The 21,554-nt window shown below is 70.1% G+C and carries 21 protein-coding genes; 13 read left to right on the forward strand and 8 right to left on the reverse strand.

Translation table 11 applies throughout. The features are described 5' to 3' along the window. Window positions 1-65 precede the first annotated feature (65 nt). Together recO and AOK01_RS22325 are read left to right on the forward strand one after the other, a co-directional pair. A complete protein-coding gene (gene recO / locus AOK01_RS22320; protein WP_055514482.1) occupies window positions 66-818 on the forward strand; it encodes a DNA repair protein RecO in 753 nt (250 codons plus the stop codon). 52 nt (window positions 819-870) lie between these two features. Then, the gene (locus tag AOK01_RS22325) at window positions 871-1,722 is read left to right on the forward strand and encodes an isoprenyl transferase (RefSeq protein ID WP_055514447.1); all 852 of its coding nucleotides are present in this window, start codon (window positions 871-873) and stop codon (window positions 1,720-1,722) included. A gap of 139 nt (window positions 1,723-1,861) precedes the next feature. On the opposite strand, the gene AOK01_RS22330 is transcribed toward AOK01_RS22325, so the two are convergent. Genes AOK01_RS22330 through AOK01_RS22345 form a run of 4 tightly spaced genes read right to left on the reverse strand, consistent with a single transcriptional unit; the run spans window position 1,862 to window position 5,079 of the window. Next, the gene (locus tag AOK01_RS22330; RefSeq protein ID WP_055514449.1) at window positions 1,862-2,281 is read right to left on the reverse strand and encodes a Fur family transcriptional regulator; all 420 of its coding nucleotides are present in this window, start codon (window positions 2,279-2,281) and stop codon (window positions 1,862-1,864) included. 60 nt (window positions 2,282-2,341) lie between these two features. Then, window positions 2,342-3,256 carry a metal ABC transporter permease gene (locus tag AOK01_RS22335; RefSeq protein WP_055514451.1) on the reverse strand — a complete coding sequence of 305 codons (915 nt, stop codon included), beginning with the start codon at window positions 3,254-3,256 and terminating at the stop codon, window positions 2,342-2,344. A gap of 5 nt (window positions 3,257-3,261) precedes the next feature. Continuing rightward, the gene (locus tag AOK01_RS22340) at window positions 3,262-4,071 is read right to left on the reverse strand and encodes a metal ABC transporter ATP-binding protein (protein WP_055514453.1); all 810 of its coding nucleotides are present in this window, start codon (window positions 4,069-4,071) and stop codon (window positions 3,262-3,264) included. Window positions 4,072-4,110: 39 nt separating this feature from the next. Then, window positions 4,111-5,079, reverse strand: coding sequence for a metal ABC transporter substrate-binding protein (locus AOK01_RS22345; RefSeq protein WP_055514455.1), 969 nt, complete (start codon window positions 5,077-5,079; stop codon window positions 4,111-4,113). A gap of 266 nt (window positions 5,080-5,345) precedes the next feature. Between AOK01_RS22345 and AOK01_RS22350 the strand changes: the two genes are divergently transcribed. Continuing rightward, entirely contained in the window at window positions 5,346-6,728 is a 1,383-nt protein-coding gene (locus AOK01_RS22350) for a glycine--tRNA ligase (protein ID WP_055514457.1), read from the forward strand. 148 nt (window positions 6,729-6,876) lie between these two features. Here the strand turns inward: AOK01_RS22350 and AOK01_RS22355 are convergent, their stop codons facing one another. Beyond that, window positions 6,877-7,083, reverse strand: a complete 207-nt coding sequence (locus tag AOK01_RS22355; RefSeq protein WP_055514459.1) for a hypothetical protein — start codon at window positions 7,081-7,083, stop codon at window positions 6,877-6,879. A 149-nt stretch (window positions 7,084-7,232) separates the two neighbouring features. Beyond that, entirely contained in the window at window positions 7,233-8,036 is an 804-nt protein-coding gene (locus AOK01_RS22360) for an IclR family transcriptional regulator (protein WP_055514461.1), read from the reverse strand. Between the two features lie 155 nt (window positions 8,037-8,191). On the opposite strand from AOK01_RS22360, the gene AOK01_RS22365 reads away from it, so the two are divergent. From AOK01_RS22365 to AOK01_RS22405, 9 genes are read left to right on the forward strand one after another with little or no spacing between them, the layout of a single operon-like run. Continuing rightward, window positions 8,192-9,523, forward strand: coding sequence for an MFS transporter (locus tag AOK01_RS22365; RefSeq protein WP_055514463.1), 1,332 nt, complete (start codon window positions 8,192-8,194; stop codon window positions 9,521-9,523). Continuing rightward, window positions 9,523-10,332, forward strand: coding sequence for an N-acyl homoserine lactonase family protein (locus AOK01_RS22370; RefSeq protein WP_055514465.1), 810 nt, complete (start codon window positions 9,523-9,525; stop codon window positions 10,330-10,332). Before AOK01_RS22365 ends, AOK01_RS22370 begins: the two co-directional genes overlap by 1 nt. Window positions 10,333-10,335: 3 nt before the next feature. Further along, a complete protein-coding gene (locus tag AOK01_RS22375; RefSeq protein WP_055514466.1) occupies window positions 10,336-11,181 on the forward strand; it encodes an SDR family NAD(P)-dependent oxidoreductase in 846 nt (281 codons plus the stop codon). Then, window positions 11,178-12,098, forward strand: coding sequence for an NAD(P)-dependent oxidoreductase (locus AOK01_RS22380; RefSeq protein WP_055514468.1), 921 nt, complete (start codon window positions 11,178-11,180; stop codon window positions 12,096-12,098). The genes AOK01_RS22375 and AOK01_RS22380 overlap by 4 nt, the downstream gene beginning before the upstream one ends. Continuing rightward, a complete protein-coding gene (locus tag AOK01_RS22385; protein WP_055514470.1) occupies window positions 12,095-12,487 on the forward strand; it encodes a cupin domain-containing protein in 393 nt (130 codons plus the stop codon). Before AOK01_RS22380 ends, AOK01_RS22385 begins: the two co-directional genes overlap by 4 nt. A gap of 17 nt (window positions 12,488-12,504) precedes the next feature. Continuing rightward, window positions 12,505-12,900 carry a 4-carboxymuconolactone decarboxylase gene (gene pcaC, locus AOK01_RS22390; protein WP_055514472.1) on the forward strand — a complete coding sequence of 132 codons (396 nt, stop codon included), beginning with the start codon at window positions 12,505-12,507 and terminating at the stop codon, window positions 12,898-12,900. Between the two features lie 56 nt (window positions 12,901-12,956). Continuing rightward, window positions 12,957-13,859: an NAD(P)-dependent oxidoreductase gene (locus tag AOK01_RS22395; RefSeq protein WP_213862136.1), complete on the forward strand. Its 903-nt coding sequence runs from the start codon at window positions 12,957-12,959 to the stop codon at window positions 13,857-13,859. 8 nt (window positions 13,860-13,867) lie between these two features. Further along, the gene (locus tag AOK01_RS22400; RefSeq protein ID WP_055514486.1) at window positions 13,868-14,644 is read left to right on the forward strand and encodes a carboxymuconolactone decarboxylase family protein; all 777 of its coding nucleotides are present in this window, start codon (window positions 13,868-13,870) and stop codon (window positions 14,642-14,644) included. Further along, window positions 14,641-15,420, forward strand: coding sequence for an N-acyl homoserine lactonase family protein (locus AOK01_RS22405; RefSeq protein WP_055514474.1), 780 nt, complete (start codon window positions 14,641-14,643; stop codon window positions 15,418-15,420). Before AOK01_RS22400 ends, AOK01_RS22405 begins: the two co-directional genes overlap by 4 nt. Window positions 15,421-15,580: 160 nt before the next feature. Here the strand turns inward: AOK01_RS22405 and AOK01_RS22410 are convergent, their stop codons facing one another. Then, a complete protein-coding gene (locus tag AOK01_RS22410) occupies window positions 15,581-17,023 on the reverse strand; it encodes an MFS transporter (RefSeq protein ID WP_055514476.1) in 1,443 nt (480 codons plus the stop codon). 80 nt (window positions 17,024-17,103) lie between these two features. On the opposite strand from AOK01_RS22410, the gene dusB reads away from it, so the two are divergent. Then, on the forward strand, window positions 17,104-18,258 hold the full coding sequence (gene dusB / locus AOK01_RS22415) for a tRNA dihydrouridine synthase DusB (protein ID WP_055514478.1): 1,155 nt from the start codon (window positions 17,104-17,106) through the stop codon (window positions 18,256-18,258). Window positions 18,259-18,542: 284 nt separating this feature from the next. Here dusB and AOK01_RS22420 read toward each other — a convergent pair whose 3' ends face one another. Then, the gene (locus AOK01_RS22420) at window positions 18,543-21,362 is read right to left on the reverse strand and encodes an alpha/beta hydrolase (protein WP_245702367.1); all 2,820 of its coding nucleotides are present in this window, start codon (window positions 21,360-21,362) and stop codon (window positions 18,543-18,545) included. Window positions 21,363-21,554 lie beyond the last annotated feature (192 nt).

The following is a 21,554-nucleotide window of genomic DNA, read 5'->3' on the forward strand; positions in this document are numbered from 1 at the left end:
TCTCGCGTACGGAACCGGCGGTCACCCCGGCCACACCCGCCGGTTCCGTACGCGAGAATGGGTCCATGAGTCTGTTCCGCGACGACGGCATCGTGCTGCGCACCCAGAAGCTGGGTGAGGCGGACCGCATCATCACGTTGCTCACCCGCGGTCACGGACGGGTGCGGGCCGTGGCCCGGGGTGTGCGCCGGACCAAGTCCAAGTTCGGCGCGCGGCTCGAACCCTTCTCCCACGTCGACGTGCAGTTCTTCGCACGCGGGAGCGAGCTGATCGGCCGCGGGCTGCCGCTGTGCACGCAGAGCGAGACGATCTCACCGTACGGCGGCGGCATCGTGACCGACTACGCCCGCTACACCGCCGGCACGGCCATGCTGGAGACGGCCGAGCGGTTCACGGACCACGAGGGCGAGCCCGCCGTCCAGCAGTACCTCCTGCTCGTGGGCGGGCTGCGCACCCTCGCCCAGGGCGAGCACGAGCCGCACCTCATCCTCGACGCCTTCCTGCTGCGCTCACTCGCCGTGAACGGCTACGCGCCGAGCTTCAGCGACTGCGCGAAATGCGGCATGCCCGGACCGAACCGCTTCTTCTCGGTCGGCGCGGGAGGTTCCGTCTGCGTCGACTGCCGGGTGCCCGGCAGCGTCGTACCCTCGGCGGGGGCCCTCGAACTGCTCGGCGCGCTGCTGACGGGGGACTGGGCGCTCGCTGACGCGTGCGAGCCGCGGTACGTCAGGGAGGGCAGCGGCCTGGTGTCGGCCTACCTGCACTGGCACCTGGAGCGCGGCCTGCGCTCATTGCGGTACGTCGAGAAAAGCACGTGAGCCGTAAGCAACAGCTGTACGAGACCTGAGACCTGAGAGAGGCGAGAAGCAGATGGTGGTACGCGGGATCCTGGGGCGCCAGCGCCGCGAGTACAAGACGCCGGAGCCGCACCCGTCCGGTGCCCGCGCGCCCAAGCTCCCCGGCGAGCTGATCCCGAACCACGTGGCGTGCGTGATGGACGGGAACGGCCGCTGGGCCAAGGAACGCGGCCTGCCGCGCACCGAGGGGCACCGGGTCGGCGAGGGCGTCGTGATGGACGTCCTCAAGGGCTGCCTGGAGCTGGGCGTCAAGAACCTGTCCCTGTACGCCTTCTCGACGGAGAACTGGAAGCGGTCGCCCGAGGAGGTCCGCTTCCTGATGAACTTCAACAAGGACGTCATCCGGCGCCGGCGCGACGAGATGAACGACCTGGGCATCCGCATCCGCTGGGTCGGCCGCATGCCCAAGCTGTGGAAGTCCGTCGTCCAGGAGCTCCAGGTCGCCCAGGAGCAGACGCAGAAGAACGACGCGATGACCCTGTACTTCTGCGTCAACTACGGCGGACGCGCGGAACTCGCCGACGCGGCGAAGGCGCTGGCCGCTGATGTCGCCGCCGGGAAGCTCGACCCGGACAAGGTCAACGAGAAGACCATCCAGAAGTACCTGTACTACCCGGACATGCCTGACGTGGATCTGTTCCTGCGGCCGAGCGGCGAGCAGCGTACGTCCAACTACCTGATCTGGCAGTCGAGTTACGCCGAGATGGTCTTCCAGGATGTGCTGTGGCCGGACTTCGACCGGCGTGATCTGTGGCGGGCGTGCGTGGAGTACGCGTCGCGGGACCGGCGGTTCGGCGGCGCCGTGCCGAACGAGGACCTGCTGACGATGGAGGCGGACATGAGGGGCCGGCCCGAGGGCCCCTGAGTCGTGTATTGGCTGCGGGCCGGTGGGGGCGGGCCGCGCAGTTCCCCGCGCCCCTGGCTTTTTAGGGGCGCGGGGAACTGCGCGAGCAACCCCCACCGGCCCGCAGCCGGAAACCTGCCGTCGGCCGGCAATCCGCCGGCTACCCCTGGCCGCGCCCAGCGCACTCCCCGCACGTGCCGAAGATCTCCACCGTGTGGGCGACGTTCACGTAGCCGTGTTCCGCGGCGATCGCCTCCGCCCACTTCTCCACCGCGGGGCCCTCCACCTCGACGGCCTTGCCGCACACCCGGCACACCAGGTGGTGGTGGTGATCACCACTCGCGCAGCGCCGGTACACGGACTCACCGTCGGACGTACGCAGTACATCGACCTCACCGGCGTCCGCGAGGGACTGCAGGGTGCGATACACCGTGGTGAGCCCGACGGAGTCGCCCTTGTGCTTGAGCATGTCGTGCAGGTCCTGCGCGCTGCGAAACTCTTCGACCTCGTCGAGCGCCGCCGCCACGGCGGCACGCTGCCGGGTGGAACGGCCCCGAACGGACGGTCCAGCAGTCGTCACCGTTGCCTCCAAAAGTCTGCGGCTGTGCCGGGCCATTGTGCCAGCCCGAACTGAGCGCGGTCAGACGCCGACCTTCCCGGTGGGGGTGCGCGTGGCCGGAATCGCGCACTCCGCCGGGTCGCCGGCCTCCTGTGCCGCGGCCTGTGCGGCGGCCCGCGCCCTGCGCCGGGCCAGCGGTGTCGCCAGCACGGTGAGCAGGACGAAGGCGCCGATGGTGAGCAGGACGATCGTCGCGCCGGGCGGTACGTCCTGGTAGTACGAGGTCACCGTGCCGCCGATGGTCACGCTGACGCCGATGGCCACCGAGATCGCGAAGGTGGCCGCGAAACTGCGGCTGAGCTGCTGCGCGGCGGCCACCGGGACCACCATCAGGGCGGAGACCAGGAGCAGGCCGACGACCCGCATGGCGACGGTGACGGTGACCGCCGCGGTGATGGCGACGAGCAGGTTCAAGGCGCGTACGGGCAGCCCGGTCACCCGGGCGAACTCCTCGTCCTGGCTGACCGCGAACAGCTGCCGGCGCAGCCCGACCGTGACGAGGACCACGAAGGCCGCCAGCAGGCAGATCGCCGTCACGTCGTCCTCGGAGACCGTCGAGAGCGAGCCGAAGAGGTACGAGGTCAGGTTGGCGTTGGAGCCGCCGGGCGCGAGGTTGATGAACATCACGCCGCCCGCCATGCCCCCGTAGAAGAGCATCGCCAGCGCGATGTCGCCGCGCGTCTTGCCGTACCAGCGGATCAGCTCCATCAGCACCGCGCCGACCACGGAGACGCCGGTGGCCATCCACACCGGGGACCAGGAGAGCAGGAAGCCGAGTCCGACGCCGGTCATCGCGACGTGGCCGATGCCGTCGCCCAGCAGGGCCTGGCGGCGCTGGACCAGGTAGATGCCGACGGCGGGCGCGGTGATGCCGACGAGGACCGCGGCGAGCAGGGCCCGCTGCATGAAGGCGTAATCGAGGATTTCGAGGTTCATGGTGATCAGCTCAGCAGTCCCGTCCGGATCGGTTCGGCGTCGTGAGCCGCGTGGGGATGTACGTGGTCGTGGCCGGGCAGCGCGTGCTGGCCGAGTGCCCGCGGGGGTGGGCCGTCGTGCAGGACGCAGCCGTCGCGCAGGACGACCGCGCGGTCGATCAGCGGCTCCAGGGGGCCCAGTTCGTGCAGCACGAGGAGGACGGAGGTCCCCGCCGCGACCTGCTCCCGCAAGGTAGCCGCGAGCACCTCCTGGCTCGCCAGGTCCACGCCCGCCATCGGCTCGTCCATGATCAGCAGTTCGGGCCGGGAGGCGAGGGCGCGGGCGATGAGGACGCGCTGGTGCTGGCCGCCGGAGAGGGCGTCCACGGAGTTCTTGGCGAGGTGGGCGAGGCCCACCAGCTCCAGGGCGTGCCGTACGGCCTCGTGGTCGGCCTTGCGGAGGACGCCGAAGCGGGTGCGGGACAGCCGCCCGGAGGACACCACCTCGGTCACCGTGGCCGGCACTCCGCCGGCCGCGGTCGTGCGCTGCGGTACGTATCCGACGCGCGCCCAGTCGCGGAAGCGGCGCCGGGGTGTGCCGAACAGCTCGATCTCGCCGCCCGTGACCGGCACCTGGCCGATGACCGTGCGGATGGCCGTCGACTTGCCCGAGCCGTTGGCGCCGAGCAGCGCGACGACCTCACCGCGGTGCACGGTGAGGTCGATACCGCGCAGGACGGGGCGTGCGCCGAGTTCGGCCGTCACCGAGCGAAGGGATATGACAGGGTCCCGTAGCTGTTCAGTCTGTTCAGCCCGTTGAGCCTGTTCAGCCGTCATGGCTCGTGCCTTCCGTCATTGCGTACCGCGCGTACCGCGTCACTTCGCGCCGAGGGCCTTTTCCAGTGCCGTCAGGTTCGACTCCATGACCGCGAGGTAGTCGTCGCCCTTGGACTTGTCGGTGATGCCTTCGAGGGGGTCGAGTACATCAGTCTTGAGGCCCGCGTCGTCCGCCAGGGTCTTCGCGGTCTTGTCCGAGACCAGTGTCTCGTAGAAGACGGTGGTGACGCCGTCGGCCTTGGCCTCCTGCTGGAGCTCCTTGACCCGGGCGGCGCTCGGCTCGCTCTCGGGGTCGAGGCCGGAGATGGACTCCTGGGTCAGGCCGTAGCGCTCGGCGAGGTAGCCGAAGGCGGAGTGGTTGGTGAAGAAGACCTTCGAGTCGGTGTTCTTCAGCCCCTGCGCGAACTGGGTGTTCAGGTCGCCGAGCTTCTTCGTCAGCGCCGCGGTGTTCTTCTTGTAGTCCGCCGCGTTGTCCGGGTCGGCCTTTTCGAGGGCCTTGCCCACGCCTTCGGCGACCTGGGCGTAGCGCACGGGGTCGAGCCAGATGTGCGGGTCGAGGCCGGACTCCTCTTCCTCCTCGCCGGCGTGCTCCTCCTCGCCCTCGTGGTCGTGGCCCGTGTTGCCGTGGTTCTCCAGCTCGGTGAGAGAGGCCGCGTCGATCTTCGTCTTGATCTCGGACTGGGCGACCGCGTCGTCGACGGAGGGCTGGAGGTTCTTCAGGTAGAGGACCACGTCCGACTCCTGGAGCTGCGCGGTCTGCTTTGCGCTGATCTCCAGGTCGTGCGGCTCCTGGCCGGGCTCGGTCAAACTGGTGACGGCGACGTGGTCCCCGCCTATCTGCTCGGCGAGGAACTGCATCGGGTAGAACGACGCCACGACGTCGAGCTTCCCGCCGCTGTCGGCGTCAGCCGCGTCCGAGTCGGACGAGCAGGCGGAGAGGGTACCGAGACCGAGGACGGTGGCCGCCGCGATCACGGTGACGGGTATGTGGTGTCGTCGTACGTTCATGACAGTCATTTTCAGCTGACGTGGAAACGATTGTCAATAAGCGGTCTTGTGATCTGGGCTTCATCCCGGTATGGGAGGGGGTAGCCCAACCGATTTGATCCGGGGGGCGGGGCCGCCGGTAATCTGAGGCATTCGCTCTGAAGCATCGCTGTGAAGCAACCGTTGTGAAGCAATCCGCCCGCCCGTCTCCCGACCTCCACCCCTCATCGGGGCGCTTCGCGCCGCAGCAGTCAATTTTCGCCCGTCGTCGTAATGAAGAGAGCACCGTGGCCGCCGACAAGATCGACACCATCGTCAGCCTGAGCAAGCGCCGTGGCTTCGTCTACCCGTCCAGTGAGATCTACGGCGGCCAGCGGGCCGCCTGGGACTACGGGCCGCTGGGTGTCGAGCTCAAGGAGAACATCAAGCGTCAGTGGTGGCGCTACATGGTGACTTCGCGTGAGGACGTCGTCGGTCTCGACTCGTCCGTGATCCTGGCGACCGAGACCTGGGTGGCCTCCGGTCACGTCGCCACCTTCTCCGACCCGCTGACCGAGTGCACCTCGTGCCACAAGCGGTACCGCGCGGACCACCTGGAGGAGGCGTACGAGGCCAAGCACCACCGCGCCCCCGAGAACGGCCTCGCCGACCTCAACTGCCCCAACTGCGGCAACAAGGGCACGTTCACCGAGCCCAAGCAGTTCTCCGGGCTGCTCTCCACGCACCTGGGCCCCACCCAGGACACCGGCTCGGTCGCCTACCTGCGCCCCGAGACCGCGCAGGGCATCTTCACCAACTTCGCCAACGTCCAGCAGACCTCGCGCCGCAAGCCGCCGTTCGGCATCGCGCAGATGGGCAAGTCCTTCCGCAACGAGATCACGCCCGGCAACTTCATCTTCCGGACCCGCGAGTTCGAGCAGATGGAGATGGAGTTCTTCGTCAAGCCGGGCGAGGACGAGAAGTGGCAGGAGTTCTGGATGCAGGAGCGCTGGAACTGGTACACCGGCCTCGGTCTCAGCGAGGAGAACATGCGCTGGTACGACCACCCGGCCGAGAAGCTCTCGCACTACTCCAAGCGCACCGCCGACATCGAGTACCGCTTCCAGTTCGGCGGCAACGAGTGGGGTGAGCTGGAGGGCGTCGCCAACCGCACGGACTACGACCTCTCCGCGCACGCCAAGGCCTCCGGCCAGGACCTGTTCTACTTCGACCAGGAGGCCGGCGAGCGCTGGACCCCGTACGTCATCGAGCCGGCGGCCGGTGTCGGCCGCGCGATGCTGGCGTTCCTCCTGGACGCCTACGTCGAGGACGAGGCGCCCAACGCCAAGGGCAAGATGGAGAAGCGCACGGTGCTGCGGCTCGACCCGCGGCTGGCGCCGGTGAAGGTCGCGGTGCTGCCGCTCTCGCGCAACCCGGAGCTGTCCCCGAAGGCGAAGGGCCTCGCCACGGCGCTGCGTCAGCACTGGAACATCGACTTCGACGACGCCGGCGCGATCGGGCGCCGTTACCGGCGCCAGGACGAGATCGGTACGCCGTTCTGTGTGACCGTGGACTTCGACACGCTCGACGACAACGCGGTGACCGTTCGCGAGCGGGACACCATGAAGCAGGAGCGGGTGTCGCTCGACCAGATCGAGGGGTACTTGGCCGCGCGGCTCGTCGGCTGCTAGGCGCTCCCCGCAGCGGCCCGGTTGTCGGCTGTCGGCCGTCAGTGGCTGGTCGCGCAGTTTCCCGCGCCCCTAAAGGGCGGAAGCCCCGGGCCCCCTCACGTTCGTAACGGATGTGAGGGGGCCCGGGGCGGACTGCGTTTCGGGGTGCTCAGGACTCCGTCGGGTCCACTGTCGCCTGGTGTGCCTCCGCGAGGTGTTCCTCGGCCTTCAGCCAGGGCAGGAACTGCGCGGCCTTGCGCCAGCCGCACGTGTCGCATGTGATCGTCCGCTGTACGCCCGCGCGTCGCACCTGTACGACGTGTTCGCGGCCGTGCTGGTCCCAGCGGCTCACCTTGCTGGTGTTGATCTGCAGCATGACGCCTCCTGTGTGGTAGCGCTCCGCTTGCGCGCGCTAAGGAGTGTGCAGCAAGAACAACATCAACGGGGGGCGACGGGTGGCGAGTTCTGTGCGCATTCCGCGCATTGTGGATTCCCCGACGGGTCTTCCGGCGGGTCTCCTGGGGGCTATCGCTCCGTCGGCGCCGTGCGCGGCACGCGGTGGCCGAGCATGACGCTCAGTTCCTCGGCCCCGCCCATCACCATCTCCGCGAGCTGTTCCTTCGCCTCCTCGCGGAACCGCATCTCCGGAATCGTCAGCGTGAGGCTGCCCACGGCGATCCCGTCCGCGCCGAGAATCGGGGCGGCGATCCCCCGTGAACCCGGGATCTTCTGCCCGCGGGAGAACGCGAAGCCCTTCTGCCGGATCAGCTCCAGCTCCCGCCGCAGCACACCCACGGTCGGCGCCTTCTCTCCCGAAACGGGCGCGGGAGCGCGCTCGGCGAGGATCGCCTCGCTCTCCTCCTCGGGCAGGAAGGCGAGAATCGCGCGGCCCGAGGCGCCCCAGTTGACCGGCACCGGCGCGTTCAGCTCGATCCGGTAGGAGAGCGGATCGGGCGAGATGTGCTCGGCGGCATAGATCATCTCCCGCCGGCGCGGCAGGTACACACCCAGCAGGCACGCCTCCTGGCTGCGCGCGACGACCTTCGCGAGCACGGGACGCGCCAGCCGCACGAGATCCCGGCGGGAGACCAGCAGCGCGCCCAGCCGCTGGCACTCCACGGTCGGCCGCCAGCGGCGCGTGTCCGGGTCGGGCTCGACCATGTCTTCCTTCGCCAGCAGGTCCAGCAGCCGGTGCACGGTCGGGCGCGGCAGCCCGATCGCCTCGGCCAGCTCGGCGGCGCTGATGTCCTTCTCGGCCTCGACGACGGCGCGCAGCACCGCGACGACGCGGGTGACCGTGCCGGTGGGCGCTTCGGATCCCGTTCGCATAGTGGTTCATGTTATCACTCAGTGGACGTCGAGAGCATTGACAAGCGTCGGAGCCGGAGCCTAGCTTGACGGGCAACCCCGTCCACTCAATGAGGTTGCTGTCCGGTGAGTGGACATCGTGGATATCGATCAGCGTTGATCGCGGGAGCCGAGAAATGACAGCGCAGTCCCCAGCCGGCACAGGCCGGACCCGACGCCAGGCGGCGGTCGCCGCAGGCATCGGCAATTTCATGGAGTGGTTCGACTTCGCCGTCTACGGGTTCTTCGCCCCGACCATGGGCAAAGTCTTCTTCCCCGACAGCAGTGCCACCGTCGGCCTGCTGTCCTCGCTCGCCGTGTTCGGCGTCGCGTTCTTCTTCCGTCCGATCGGCGGACTGGTGCTGGGCTCGCTCGGCGACCGCCGCGGGCGGAGGTTCACCCTGTCGGTCTCGGTGCTGATGATGGGCGTGACCACCACGCTCATCGCCCTGCTGCCCAGTTACGCCGCCGTCGGCGCCCTCGCCCCCGTCCTGCTGGTGATCCTGCGCTGTCTGCAGGGCCTCTCGGCGGGCGGCGAGTGGACCGGGTCCTCGGCCTTCCTGCTGGAGATGGTCCCGGACAACCGGCGCGGCCTGTTCGGCAGCGTCATCTCCGCGACCGCCGCGCTCGCGACCGTGGCGGGCAGTTTCGTCGCCCTGCTGATTCAATCGGTGGTGAGCGACGACGCCATGCTCGCGTGGGGCTGGCGGATCCCGTTCCTGATCGCCGCGCCGCTCGCGCTCATCGGCCTGTACGTACGGCTGAAGATCGACGAGACGCCGGTGTTCACCGAGCTCCAGAGGCTGGGCCAGGTGTCCGACAAACCGCTGCGCGCCGCCGGGAACCGCGACCTGAAGCCGATCCTGCTCACCCTCGCCATCGCCTCCGTGCAGGGCCTCGGCTTCTACTACCTGGCCACCTACGTGGTGAACTACCTCACCGAGACGGTGGACCTCTCGCGCACCAGCTCACTGGCGCTCAGCGCGGTCGGGCTGTCCGTCTACATGGTGCTGTGCCCGGTCGCCGGCATGCTGGCCGACCGCTACGGCCGACGCCGGGTCAACCTCGTCGGCAGCGTCGGCTACGTCGTGCTGGGACTGCCCGCGTTCGTCCTGATGGGCCAGGGCGGAGTGGCGACCGTACTGCTCGGGATGCTCCTGCTGGTCGTGCCGCAGGCGCTGGTCAGCGTGACCACCGTCGTCATGCTCGTCGAGCTGTTCCCCGCGGCGACCCGCTCCAGCGGCAGCGCCACCGGGTTCAACATCGCGCTGGCGTTCGTGGCCGGGCCGGGACCGTTCATCGCGACCGCCATCGCGAACGCCACCGGCAGCAGCGTGTGGCCGGCCTCGTACATGGTGGCGGTCGCGCTCGTCGCCACGGCGTTCCTGCTGAAGCACCTGCCCGAGACCGCCGGCCGGAACATCGGCGCCGAGGCACCCGATCCCCAACTCGTACGGGAGGCGAGCTGATGTCCTCCTGGGAGGTCCTCGCGGTCCGGTTCGCGACCAGGCAGACCGTCGCGAGCCAGGTCTACCTCAACTACCACGTGTACGGAGAACCCGACCGGCCGCTCGGCATGGACTACTTCTTCTGGGTGCTGCGCGGCTCCGGGCGCACCGTCCTCGTCGATACGGGGTTCACTCCCGCGGTCGGTGAACGGCGCGGCCGGACGATGACCTGCCCGGTGCCCCAGGCGCTGTCCCGGCTGGGCCTCGCCCCCGCGGACATCGACCAGGTGGTGATCACGCACGCGCATTACGACCACACCGGCAACGTCTCGCTGTTCCCCCACGCGGAGATCCTGATCTCCGCACGCGAATTGGACTTCTGGACCGGCCCGTACGCCGAGCGGGTCCAGTTCGGCCACTCCGCCGAACGGCCGGACATCCTCGGCCTCGTCGAGGCCGACCGGGAGGGCCGGGTCACCCGGCTGACCGGACCGCATCAGCTGGCGCCCGGGATCGAGCTGCGCGAGGTCGGCGGGCACACGCCCGGCCAGCTGGTCGCGCTGGTGCGCACCGAGGGCGGCACGGTCGTCCTGGCCTCGGACGCCGTCCACTACTACGAGGAGATCGAGCTCGGCCGCCCGTTCCTCGTGGTCGCCGACCTGGAGGCGATGTACCGCGGCTTCGACGACCTCGCGGCGCTCGCCGCGGAACCGGACACGGTGCTGCTGGCCGGGCACGACCCCCTGGTCCTGGAGCGGTTCGAGCCGCTCGACCCCACCGACCCCGGATTCGCGGTCGTGGTCGGACCACACACGGAAAGGAAAAGCTGAGCCATGCCGGAAGGAACGCCGAGGCTGGCAGGCAAGGTGGCCGTGGTCACCGGCGCCGCCGGCGGTATCGGGGCCGCAAGCGCACGCCGCCTGTCGCACGAGGGCGCGCGCGTGGTCGTCGTCGACATCGACGGGGACGGCGCGCAGCAGGTCGCGGCCGAACTGCCCGGACCGGCCGTGGCGGTGACCGGCGACGTCTCGCGCGAGGAGGACGTCGAGAACTACGTGCGAGCCGCCCTCGACACCTTCGGCCGACTCGATCTGCACCACCTCAACGCGGGCATCACCGGCCCGTTCGAGGACCTCGCGGGCCTGAGCGTGGCGGACTTCGACCGCGTACTCGGCGTGAACGTGCGCGGGCCGTTCCTCGGTGTGCGCGCGGCGTTCCGCAGGTACCGCGAACAGGGCACCGGCGGAGCGATCGTGATCACCGCGTCGATCGCGAGCCTGCGCGGCAGCCACGACCTGCTCGCCTACCAGACGTCCAAGCACGGAGTGCTCGGCCTGATGCGCGGCGCCGCGATGTACGGCGGACCGATCGGCGTACGGGTCAACGCGGTCGCGCCGGGCCTGGTGCCGACCGGGCTGTTCACCGCGGCGAAGGACGCGTCGGGCGGCGGCGGCGACATGATCCGGCGCGGCACCACGGTCCCGCTGCGCCGCACCGGGACCCCGGACGAGGTCGCCTCCGTCGTGGCCTTCCTCCTCAGTGACGACGCCGCGTATGTGCACGGCGAGGTCATCTCGGTGGACGGCGGTTCGGCGATCGTCAGCTCGGTCCGCCCGTCCGGCGGCGCGGGCGCCTGGGACACCACAGCCGTCGACGAACGGAGCAAGGAGACGTCATGAGTACGCCAACAACACCGGAAACGCCACGTATCGGCGTGATCGGGCTCGGCAACATGGGTGGCCGGATCGCCCGCCGCATCGTCGCGAGCGGCCGGCCGGTGATTGGCTACGACCCCGTCTCCGGGCGGGCCGAAGGGGCGGGTGCGACCGCCGCGGCCTCGATCGCGGAGGTCACCGAGGCCGCCGATCACCTGCTGCTGTCCCTGCCGGACAGCAAGGTCATCGAAAAAGTGGTGCTCGGCGAGGAGGGCGTACTGGCCAACAGCCGTGCCGGGCAGATCATCGTGGACCTGAGCACCGCGGCACCGTCGTCCACGGTCCGGCTGCACGCGGCGTTCGCCGAGCGCGGGGCAGCGTTCGTCGACGCCGGCATCTCCGGGGGCGCCGCGGCGGCCGACAAGGGCACGCTGACGCTGATGGTGGGCGGCCCGGCCGAGGCGATCGCGAGCCTGGAGCGGACCCTCGCGCCGTTCAGCGCCAAGGTGTTCGCGATGGGCGACAGCGGCGCCGGACACACCACCAAGGTGCTCAACAACTTCCTCAACGCGGTCAGCCTCGCCGCCACGGCCGAGGTGCTGGTCGCAGGCCGGAGCGCGGGCCTGGACATGCACCAGCTGCTCGACGTGCTCAACGCCGGCAGCGGCGTCAACTTCGCCACCCTCAACCGGTTCCCGCACATCGTCGACGGCGACTATCTCGAAGGCGGGCTCACCAGCACGCTGATGATGAAGGACGTCGTGCTCTACGTGAACCGGCTGCGCGAGCTGGGAGTGCCGACCCTCAACTCCTCAGGACCGATGGCGAGTTTCGCGCTGGCCCAGTCGCTCGGTTACGCCGACCAGATCAGCAACCGAGTCGTCGACGCGATCGGCGACGCCGCCGGTGGCATCCGCCTGCACGACGGGGGAGCGCAGTGAGGATCATCCACGGCAGGCCCGAACAGGGCGTGACCGAAGAGCGCGGCGCGACCTTCGACGGCACCGTCTGGGCCGACCCCGTACTGCCCACGACCGACGGCGTCACGATCAATTCGGTCTACTTCACGCCCGGCTCCCGTACGCACTGGCACCGGCACGAGCGCGGCCAGATCCTCCAGGTGACCACCGGCAGCGGCTGGGTGTGCAGCGAGGGCGGAGCGCCGCAACGGCTGCTGCCCGGCGACGTGGTGTGGGTACCGCCCGGCGAGCGGCACTGGCACGGGGCGTCCACCGGCTGCGCGCTCGCGCACGTGGCCATCTCGCTCGGCACCACGCAGTGGGAGACCCCGGTGAGCGAGGCGGAGTACCTCGCCGCACCACAGCAGTGAACCTCGAAGGGAAAGTCATGGACCAGGCGACATTCGAAGCAGGACTGGCTACGCGGAAGGAGGTGCTGGGCGCCGAGCACGTGGAGCGCTCGCTGGCGAAGGTCACCGACTTCAGCCGTCCCGTGCAGGAACTCGTGACCGAGTACTGCTGGGGCGAGGTGTGGACGCGCGACGGCCTGGAACGCAAGACCCGCAGCCTCCTCAACCTCGCGATGCTCACCGCGCTGAACCGGATGCACGAACTCGCGGTGCACGTCCGCGGCGCCGTGCGCAACGGCTGCACACAGAGCGAGATCCAGGAAGCCCTCCTCCAGACAGCCGTCTACTGCGGAGTTCCCGCCGCGCTCGAATCGTTCCGCGTCGCCGAACGCGTACTGAACGAGCTGAAGGACGAAGGGATCACCGTCTCGTGAGTACGCCCATGAGCAGTCCCGCGAGCAGTCCCGCGAGCAGTCCCGCGAGCAGTCCCGTGAGTACGCCACTGGCCGACGGGGCGGTGCTCGGTTTCGTCGGGCTCGGCAACATGGGCACCCCCATGGTCGGCCACCTCGTCGAGGCCGGCTACACCGTCCGTGCCTTCGACACCGACCCCGTCGCACAGGAACGGGTCGCCGCGCTGGGCGCGAAGGCCGTGGACACGCTGATCGCGGTCGCCGAGGGCGCGGACGCGATCCTGCTGATGCTGCCGAACTCCGACGCGGTGGAGAGCGTGCTGTACGAGGGCGGGCTGCTCGACGCCGCGCGCCCCGGCACCGTGCTGGTCGACATGGGCTCGTCCCGGCCGCACTCGACGCGCGCGGTGGCGGAACGGGCCGCGGGCCGAGGCGTGCGGCTGGTCGACGCGCCCGTGTCCGGCGGGGTCGCCGGCGCCGAAGCCGGCACGCTGACCATCATGGCGGGCGGCTCCGCCGAGGACGTCGCACGGGTACGCCCGCCCCTGGAGCGCCTGGGCGGCAAGGTCTCCCACGTCGGTGGCGCCGGCGCCGGGCACGCCCTCAAGGCGCTGAACAACCTCATGTCGGCCACCCACCTGCTGGTCAGCTCCGAGGCGCTGCTCGCGGGGCAGGAGTTCGGGCTCACCCCGGAGGCGATGCTGGACGTCGTCAACGGGTCGAGCGGGCGCAGCGGGTCCACCCAGACGAAATGGCCGCAGTACGTGCTGCCCGGCACCTTCGACTCTGGCTTCGGCCTGCGCCTGATGCTCAAGGACATGCGGATCGCGGTCGACCTGGCGCGGGAGACGGGCCTGCCCTCGCTGCTCGGCGAATCGGCGGTGGAGCTGTGGGACAAGGCCGCCGCGGAACTCCCGGCCGACGCCGACCACACGGAGATAGTGCGGTGGCTGCGAGGCCGGCCCAACGGAAAGGGATGACGACGACGATGACGACGACACCGGGCCTGACCACACGCCAGGAAGAACTGAAGGCGGATTTCGTTCGGATCAGGGGGACCTGGAGCGACGCGTGGGAGAGCATCCTGCGCCACGACCCGGACTTCCTGGCCGCGTATCTGAACTTCTCCGCCGTCCCGTGGCGCAAGAACCACCTCGACGACAAGGTCAAGGAGTTCATCTACATCGCCGCCGACTCGGCCGCGACACACCTGTACTCGCCCGGCACCCGCCAGCACATCAGGGCCGCGCTCGCCTTCGGCGCGACCGGGGAGGAGATCATGGAGGTCATCGAGCTGACCTCCACGCTCGGCATCCACGCGGCGAACATCGGTGTGCCGCTGCTGCTTGAGGTGCTCGAAGAGGAGGGCGTCCGCACGGGCCCGAAGCCGCTGGACGCCGAGCAGGAGCGGATCAAGGCCGAGTTCACCGAGAACCGCGGGTACTGGCACTCGTTCTGGGACGGGCTGCTGGAGATCGACCCGGAGCTTTTCGAGGCATACACGGAGTTCTCCTCGGTGCCGTGGCGGACCGGTGTGCTGGAGCCGAAGGTCAAGGAACTGATCTACACGGCCTTCGACGCGTCCGCGACGCACCTGTACGTGCCAGGACTGAAGCTCCACATGCGCAACGCCGTCCGGCTCGGCGCGACCCAGGAGGAGATCATGGAGGTACTGGAGATCGTCAGCGTGATCGGCATCCACGCGGCGACGGTCGCCGTGCCGATCCTGGACGAGGAACTCGCGCGGGCAAAGGCGCAGCGGTGAGCGGCCTTGAGGTCGTCCAGGTCCGCTACGGCGAGCGCGTCACGACGAAGAGCGCGGTCCTGCACGACTACGCGTCGTACGGGCTGCCCGACGGCGACCTGCGGATGGACTACAACTTCTGGGTGCTGCGTGACGGGTCCCGGACCATGCTGCTCGACACCGGGTACGACATCGGCGCCCGCGACTGGCTCGGTGAGCAGCCGGTGATCCCGACCGCGGACGCCCTGGCACTGCTCGGGATCGACCCGCTGGACGTGTCCACGGTCATCACGTCGCACTTCCACTACGACCACATCGGGCACCTGGGCCTGTTCCGCAACGCGGAGGTCGTGGCCGGGGTGGCGGAGTACGACTACTGGTTCGGGAAGTGGCGCCGCGCGGAGCTCGACGGGGAGTTCGCCACGGCCGGACACCTGGAGGCGGTGCGGCTCGCCGAGCGGGAGGGACGGCTGAAGCTGGTCTCCGAGGAGACGGAGGTGTCGCCCGGCGTCACGGTCCACCCGGTCGGCGGGCACTCCCCGGGCGAGCTGCTGACGGTGGTGGAGGAACGGCTGATCATGGCGGCGGACGCCGCGCACTTCTACGAGCAGATCGAGAACGAGTGGCCGTTCTTCGCGTTCACGGACCTCGGCGAGATGCGGCGGGCCCTGACCTTCATCAACCGCCTGGCGACCGAGACCGGAGCGACGGTGATACCCGGCCATGACGGCCGGGTCCGCGACCGGTTCCCCGCGCTGGCGGGTCCGGCGGCGGGGGTGGCGACGGTACTGGGCTGACGTGCGCCGCGGAGTGCCCTCCGGGGGGGGTGTGGGTGGGTGCGGGTGCGTCGTGGCTGGTCGCGCAGTTCCCCGCGCCCCTAAAGACAAAAGCGGGGGCGCAGCCCCGCTTCTAAGGGGCGCGGGGAACTGCGCGACCAGCCCCCACCGGGCCGCACGTCTACATCACCCCCACCGACTCCTTCACCTCCGTCGAAGAGAACCGCTCCGCCGTGCGCTCAGCCGTCCTTCGGGCCCAGCGCCCACTGGACAGCGCACCCACGACCAGGACGGCCAGTCCACACGCGGCGATGATCCACCAGGCAGGCCGCGCCGCGGACACGAACGTGTCCCGGTAGGACGACGAGCCCACGCCGGAGGCGAGCACCGCGCCGATCACGGCGACGCCCAGCGTCCCCCCGATCTGACGGCTGGTGGACGCCACGGCGGCGGCCACCCCGGCCTGGGCGCGAGGCATCCCGGAGACGGCGGTGTTGGTGATGGGCGCGTTCACGAAACCGAAGCCGAGCCCGAAGAGGACGTACCCGATGACGAGGGTCACGTTCGTCGTCTCGGCCTCGAACGCGGCGAAGAGCACCCCGCTCACGGTCATCGCGGTGCCGGCGACGAGCAGGGAGAGCCGAGGGCCCCGGCTGCCGACGAGCCGCCCGGACAGCGGCGCGCAGACGAACGTCATCGCCGCCATGGGAAGCATCCACAGGCCCGCGTGGAGGGCGCTCAGACCCCGCACGTTCTGGAGGTAGAGCGTCGACAGGAAAAGGAACCCGCCGAGCGCCGCGAACGCGCTGACCGCCACCACCGTGGCCCCGCTGAACGGCACCGACCGGAAGAACCCCAGCTCGATGAGGGGTTCGTCGCGGCGCGGCTCGTACCAGAGGAGCGCGACGAGCGCCGCGAGCGCGATCCCGCCGAAGACGAGGATCTGGCCGGCGCCGGAGCTGGGCGCCTCGATGATCGCGTACGTCAGGGAGCCGAGCAGGGCGATGACCAGGAACTGGCCGACCGGGTCGGGGCGGCGGGCCTTCGGGGCGCGGGACTCGGGCACGTACCGCAGGGTGAGCAGGAGCGCGGCCAGGCCCACCGGCAGGTTGATCCAGAAGATCGAACGCCAGCCGACGGAGTCCACCAGGAGGCCGCCGATCAGCGGTCCCGCGGCCATGGATATGCCGACCACGGCGCCCCAGACACCGATCGCGCGGGCCCGCTCGCGCGGGTCCGTGAAGGTGTTGGTGATGATCGACATGGCGACCGGGTTGAGCATCGAGCCGCCGACCGCCTGGATCATGCGGAAGGCGACGAGCGATTCGAGGTTGGGCGCGAGCGAGCAGAGGACCGAGCCGGCCGTGAAGACGACAAGGCCCGCCAGGAAGACCTTCCGGCGGCCGATGCGGTCGGCGGCCGAGCCCGCGAGCATCAGCAGCGAGGCGAGTACGAGCGTGTACGCGTCGATCGTCCACTGCATGCCCGCAAGGTCGGCGTGGAGGTCCTTCTGCATGGAAGGGAGTGCGACGTTGAGAACGGTGTTGTCGAGGCTCACGATCAGCAGACTCATGCAGCAGATCGCGAGCACCAGCTGACGCCGGCGATGGCTGAGCTCGGGCATGACATCAAGCCTACGCCCATGTCGGTAGTGTGCCTAACTAACGACTACCGTCATGGGCCGGCGTACGTGACAATGGGGGCATGCCCACGCTCACGTCCGCGGTGAACACCGCTCTGCAGATCGGCCCGCACACCGTCCGGCCGCCCGTCGTGCTCGCCCCCATGGCGGGCATCACGAACGCGCCGTTCCGCACGCTGTGCAGGGAGTTCAGCGGGGGCAAGGGGCTGTTCGTCAGCGAGATGATCACCACGCGGGCGCTGGTCGAGCGCAACGAGAAGACGATGCAGCTGATCCGCTTCGACGCGTCGGAGACCCCGCGTTCGATCCAGCTGTACGGCGTCGACCCCGCGACCGTCGGCAAGGCCGTCCGCATGATCGCGGAGGAGGGCCTCGCCGATCACATCGACCTGAACTTCGGCTGCCCGGTCCCGAAGGTGACCCGGAAGGGCGGCGGCTCGGCCCTCCCGTACAAGCGGCACCTGCTGCGGGCGATCGTGCGCGAGGCGGTGTCCGGGGCGGGTGACCTGCCGGTCACCATGAAGATGCGCAAGGGCATCGACGACGACCACATCACCTTCCTCGACGCCGGCCGGATCGCGGTCGAGGAGGGCGTGACGGCGATCGCGCTGCACGGGCGCACGGCCGCGCAGCACTACGGCGGGACGGCCGACTGGGATGCCATCGCCCGGCTGAAGGAGCACGTCCCGGAGATCCCCGTCCTCGGCAACGGCGACATCTGGTCGGCGGACGACGCGCTGCGGATGGTGCGGGAGACCGGCTGCGACGGGGTCGTCGTCGGCCGGGGCTGCCTCGGGCGGCCGTGGCTGTTCGCTGACCTCGTCGCCGCGTTCGAGGGGCGGGCCGGGGAGTACGCGCGTCCGAGCCTTCGTGAGGTGGCGGCCGTGATGGTCCGGCACGCGACCCTGCTCGGGGAGTGGATCGGGGACGAGGCGCGCGGAGTCATCGACTTCCGCAAGCATGTGGCCTGGTACCTGAAGGGTTTCTCGGTCGGCTCGGAGATGCGTAGGCGCCTTGCGGTCACGTCGTCGCTCGCCGAGCTCTCCGAGGGGCTGGCGGAGTTGGAGCTCGACCAGGCGTGGCCGGTGGGGGCGGACGGGCCGCGTGGGCGTACGTCCGGCAACAACAGGGTTGTTCTGCCGGACGGGTGGCTGAAGGATCCGTACGACTGTGCCGGCATCAGTGAGGATGCGGAGTTGGATACGTCCGGGGGGTGAGCGTGTCGTGTCGTGTCGTTTCGGGTGCGGGCCGGTGGGGGCTGGTCGCGCAGTTCCCCGCGCCCCTAAAAGATTGCGCAGTTCCCCGCGCCCCTAAAGACAAAGGCCCGCGCCGTTCTCCGCGCCCCTGAAAGACGAGAGACTGCGCCGTTCCCCGCGCCCCTAAAGACGAAAGACTGCGCCGTTCCCCGCGCCCCTGACTTTCCGGAGACCGGTGTCTCAGAGGTGGCGTGCGGGGCCCGGGCAGGTCGGACCCCGCAGCGAGAGGGTGCTGAATAGGGTGTTTACGGGGTGTCCAGGACCGTTCCTGTCAGTGTCGGCCTGTCGGGGAGGGGGTCGGCGTTGTTGTCGGTCAGGGCCAGGGCCATCGACTCGGTCGGCTCGGCCACCTGGTCCCTTACCGTCGGCACGATGAAGTCCACGCTGGTGTCTCCGGGCGGGATGTTCATCCACACCCACAGGTTCGTGTCATGCAGTGGCCGCTCGGGGTCGGGCACGTCGCCGGACCAGTCCGCGAGCCACTGCGGGTCCACGTCCTTGGTGGACAGCTCGGCGCCCTCGGTGACCGGAAGCACCCGCACCGGCTGCCAGATGTCCACCACCACGGGCGCGTCCACGGACAGCCGCCAGGTCAGCGTCTCTCCCTCGGTCACCCGGTCCGTGACCGGCGACAGGGTGATCACCGGCTCGGGGTCGTCGTTCGCGACGGTGACCCCGCCCACGTACTTGCCGACGACGGCGTTGTGGACGGCCTTGACGGCGATGTCGTGGTCCGTGTCGTAGCCGTAGTCCGTGTCGCCCTTCACCTCGACCGGCACGTCGATCGCGTCGCTGCCGGGCCGTACGGTTACCAGGCGGTTCTCGGTCCGCCCGCTGTCCGGGTCGAAGACGTACACGCGGACCTGCCCGCTGCCGTGCCCGGAGACCTCGACCGGGACGCGGTAGGTGCGGGTGCCCGAGTCGCCCTCCTTGACGATCGTGCGGCCCACGTCGACACGCGGCAGCGCGGCCGCCTTCACCGCCGGGGTGCCGGGCGCCCAGCCCCAGGCGTCCATCAGCCAGGCCCGCCCGGACTGCGAACGGGGCGTCAGCTCAAGGGACTTGACATGCCTGAGGTCGAGCCCGGCCCGGGTCGCGGCCGACAGCGGGACGCGCAGCTCCTGGGCCCAGTAGGAGGCGGTGTTCGCCGAGCCAGGGAGCCCGTCCACCTCGACCGAGCCCAGCGTCACCCGGCGGTCGGCGGAGTCGGTGACGGACACGTCGAACTTCGTGCCGGTCGAGTTCGGCGGTACGAAGACCCGGAGCGCGAGCTTCTGGGAGTCGCGCAGGGAGAGCGGCTCGGCCGCGGTGATACGCGCGGCCGTGCCCGGCGCGGACCACGTCAGGTCCACCGCGCTGCGGCCGGTCTCCTGTTCCGTCTCCCACCACGCGAAGTGCGGTGACGATCCGAGGGTCTCCGGGGCCTCCGGGTCCAGACAGGCCACGGCCGGGTCGGGGTCGACCGCCGAGCACACCCGGGCGCCGGCGCCGGTCACCTTCGCCCCGCCGTCCGGCAGGAAACCACCGCTGCGCCGGCCGCCGACCGCGTGGTTCAGCACCCGGGCCGGGTCAGCGGACGGGGCCCGCCTGCCGGAACCGTCGAGCAGCGGACGCACCCGGTCGTCCCCGGCGAGGAAGAGCCGGGCCGCGGCGGCGATGTACGTGGCGCCCGCCTTGTGCTGCTGGGCGGCGGTCAGCCGGGTCGCGGCACCCGGCGCGCACACCGGGTCCGCGGGCTGCTCCGGATCGCTCCCGAAGTCGTCCCGGGCCGGGGCGACGGCTTCACCCGGGGTCCACTCGCTGTTGAAGTAGTTGTGGTTGGCGCCGACCACGTAGACCGCGCTGTGCAGGGCCGTGCCCCGGCTGATCCCGCGCGTTCCGTCGACGAAGTTCTCGCCCTGAAGGTCCGACACGTCGCCGTCGCAACCCGGCAGCAGCGTCACGGACGGCACGTCGGCGACCGGATTCTGGCCGAAGATGGTCGGTCCGATGAGCACGGTCCCGCGCACCTTCCAGCGCACCGGACCGCCGTAGCCGTCCTCGGCGGCCGGCGGCGGGTAGAGGCTGTCCATGGCGGCCCGGTCGACGCCCTCGCCACCGCGCGAGTGGCCGACGAGCAGGACCTTGGAGAGGTCCGCCTTCGCCGCCTCGCGTACGACGGCCGGGGCGGAGGAGGGATGGTCGGTCCAGTCGGCCCAGTGGGCGAGGTGCTGCCGTACCAGCGAGGAACGTGCCTGCGCGCCGGCGTCCTCGGTCTCCCCGTCCTGGGCGTTGATGCCGTTCGCCGAGATCGACACCGTCACATAGCCCTGGGAGGCGAGGAGTTGCTGGTCGCGCAGGTAGCCGAGGTGGCTCGGGAGCGGCTTGTAGCCGTCCGCGCAGGGCCAGTCGCCGGTCACGTCGTCCTCGGAGCCCGGCTTGTAGCAGGTGGCGTGGCGGCCGTGCAGGAACAGCGCGAGCGGCCGGCTGCCGGTGGCGCCCTTCGGCGCCACCACCTCGGCGGTCATCTCCACCGGGGTGTCGTACCCGGGCAGGCGTACCGGGTCGAGGTCGTACTCCCCGGTGACCGTGCGGTACGAGCCGGGTTCGCCCGGATCGACGCCGTTCGCCGGCGCCCGCGCGGGTGTCCGTGGCACGCGTGAGCGGGACCTGTGCGTATCGTCGGCCGCCGCGTCCAGCCGACGCCCCCCGGCCGTTACCTGCAGATCCGTCAGCTGTTCGGGCCGCGCCTCGTCGAGGGCGAGCCGGAAGGTCCGCCCGTCCCTCGCCGGCTCCGGCACCCCGAGCAGCCGGTCCCCGGTACGGAACTCGACCCGGGCATTTCCCATGGGCACGGCCTTCGGCGCACGCCAGACCAGTTCACGCGACCCGCTGCCCCCGTCGATCCGCCACCCCCGGGGGAGCGGGTCGTCGTCCGCCGCGCTCAACAGCCGTGGCGGGGGCGGCTGTTCAGCCTGTGCCAGTCCGGGCGAGCTCGCCAGAGCCGCCAGCACCGCCACGGCGGTCACACATATTCGCCGGGCACGGATCAATGGTTCTCTCCTCAAAACCCCGCGCGCAGACATCCCGTCGGTCCCGGGCGCCTCCCGCGTCACCTAGGACGGGGGAGGGACGCCTGTAGGTTGTCTATAAGGAGAAGCCAACAGCGACCGAACGACACGATCAAGCCAGCGCAGCCGCTGCAGAGGGGCGCGGGGAACGGCGCAGTCTTTGATCTTCAGGGGGCGCGGGGAACGGCGCAATCTTTTGTCTTCAGG

This window comes from Streptomyces aurantiacus, from assembly GCF_001418335.1.
GTDB classification, from domain to species: Bacteria; Actinomycetota; Actinomycetes; order Streptomycetales; family Streptomycetaceae; genus Streptomyces; species Streptomyces aurantiacus.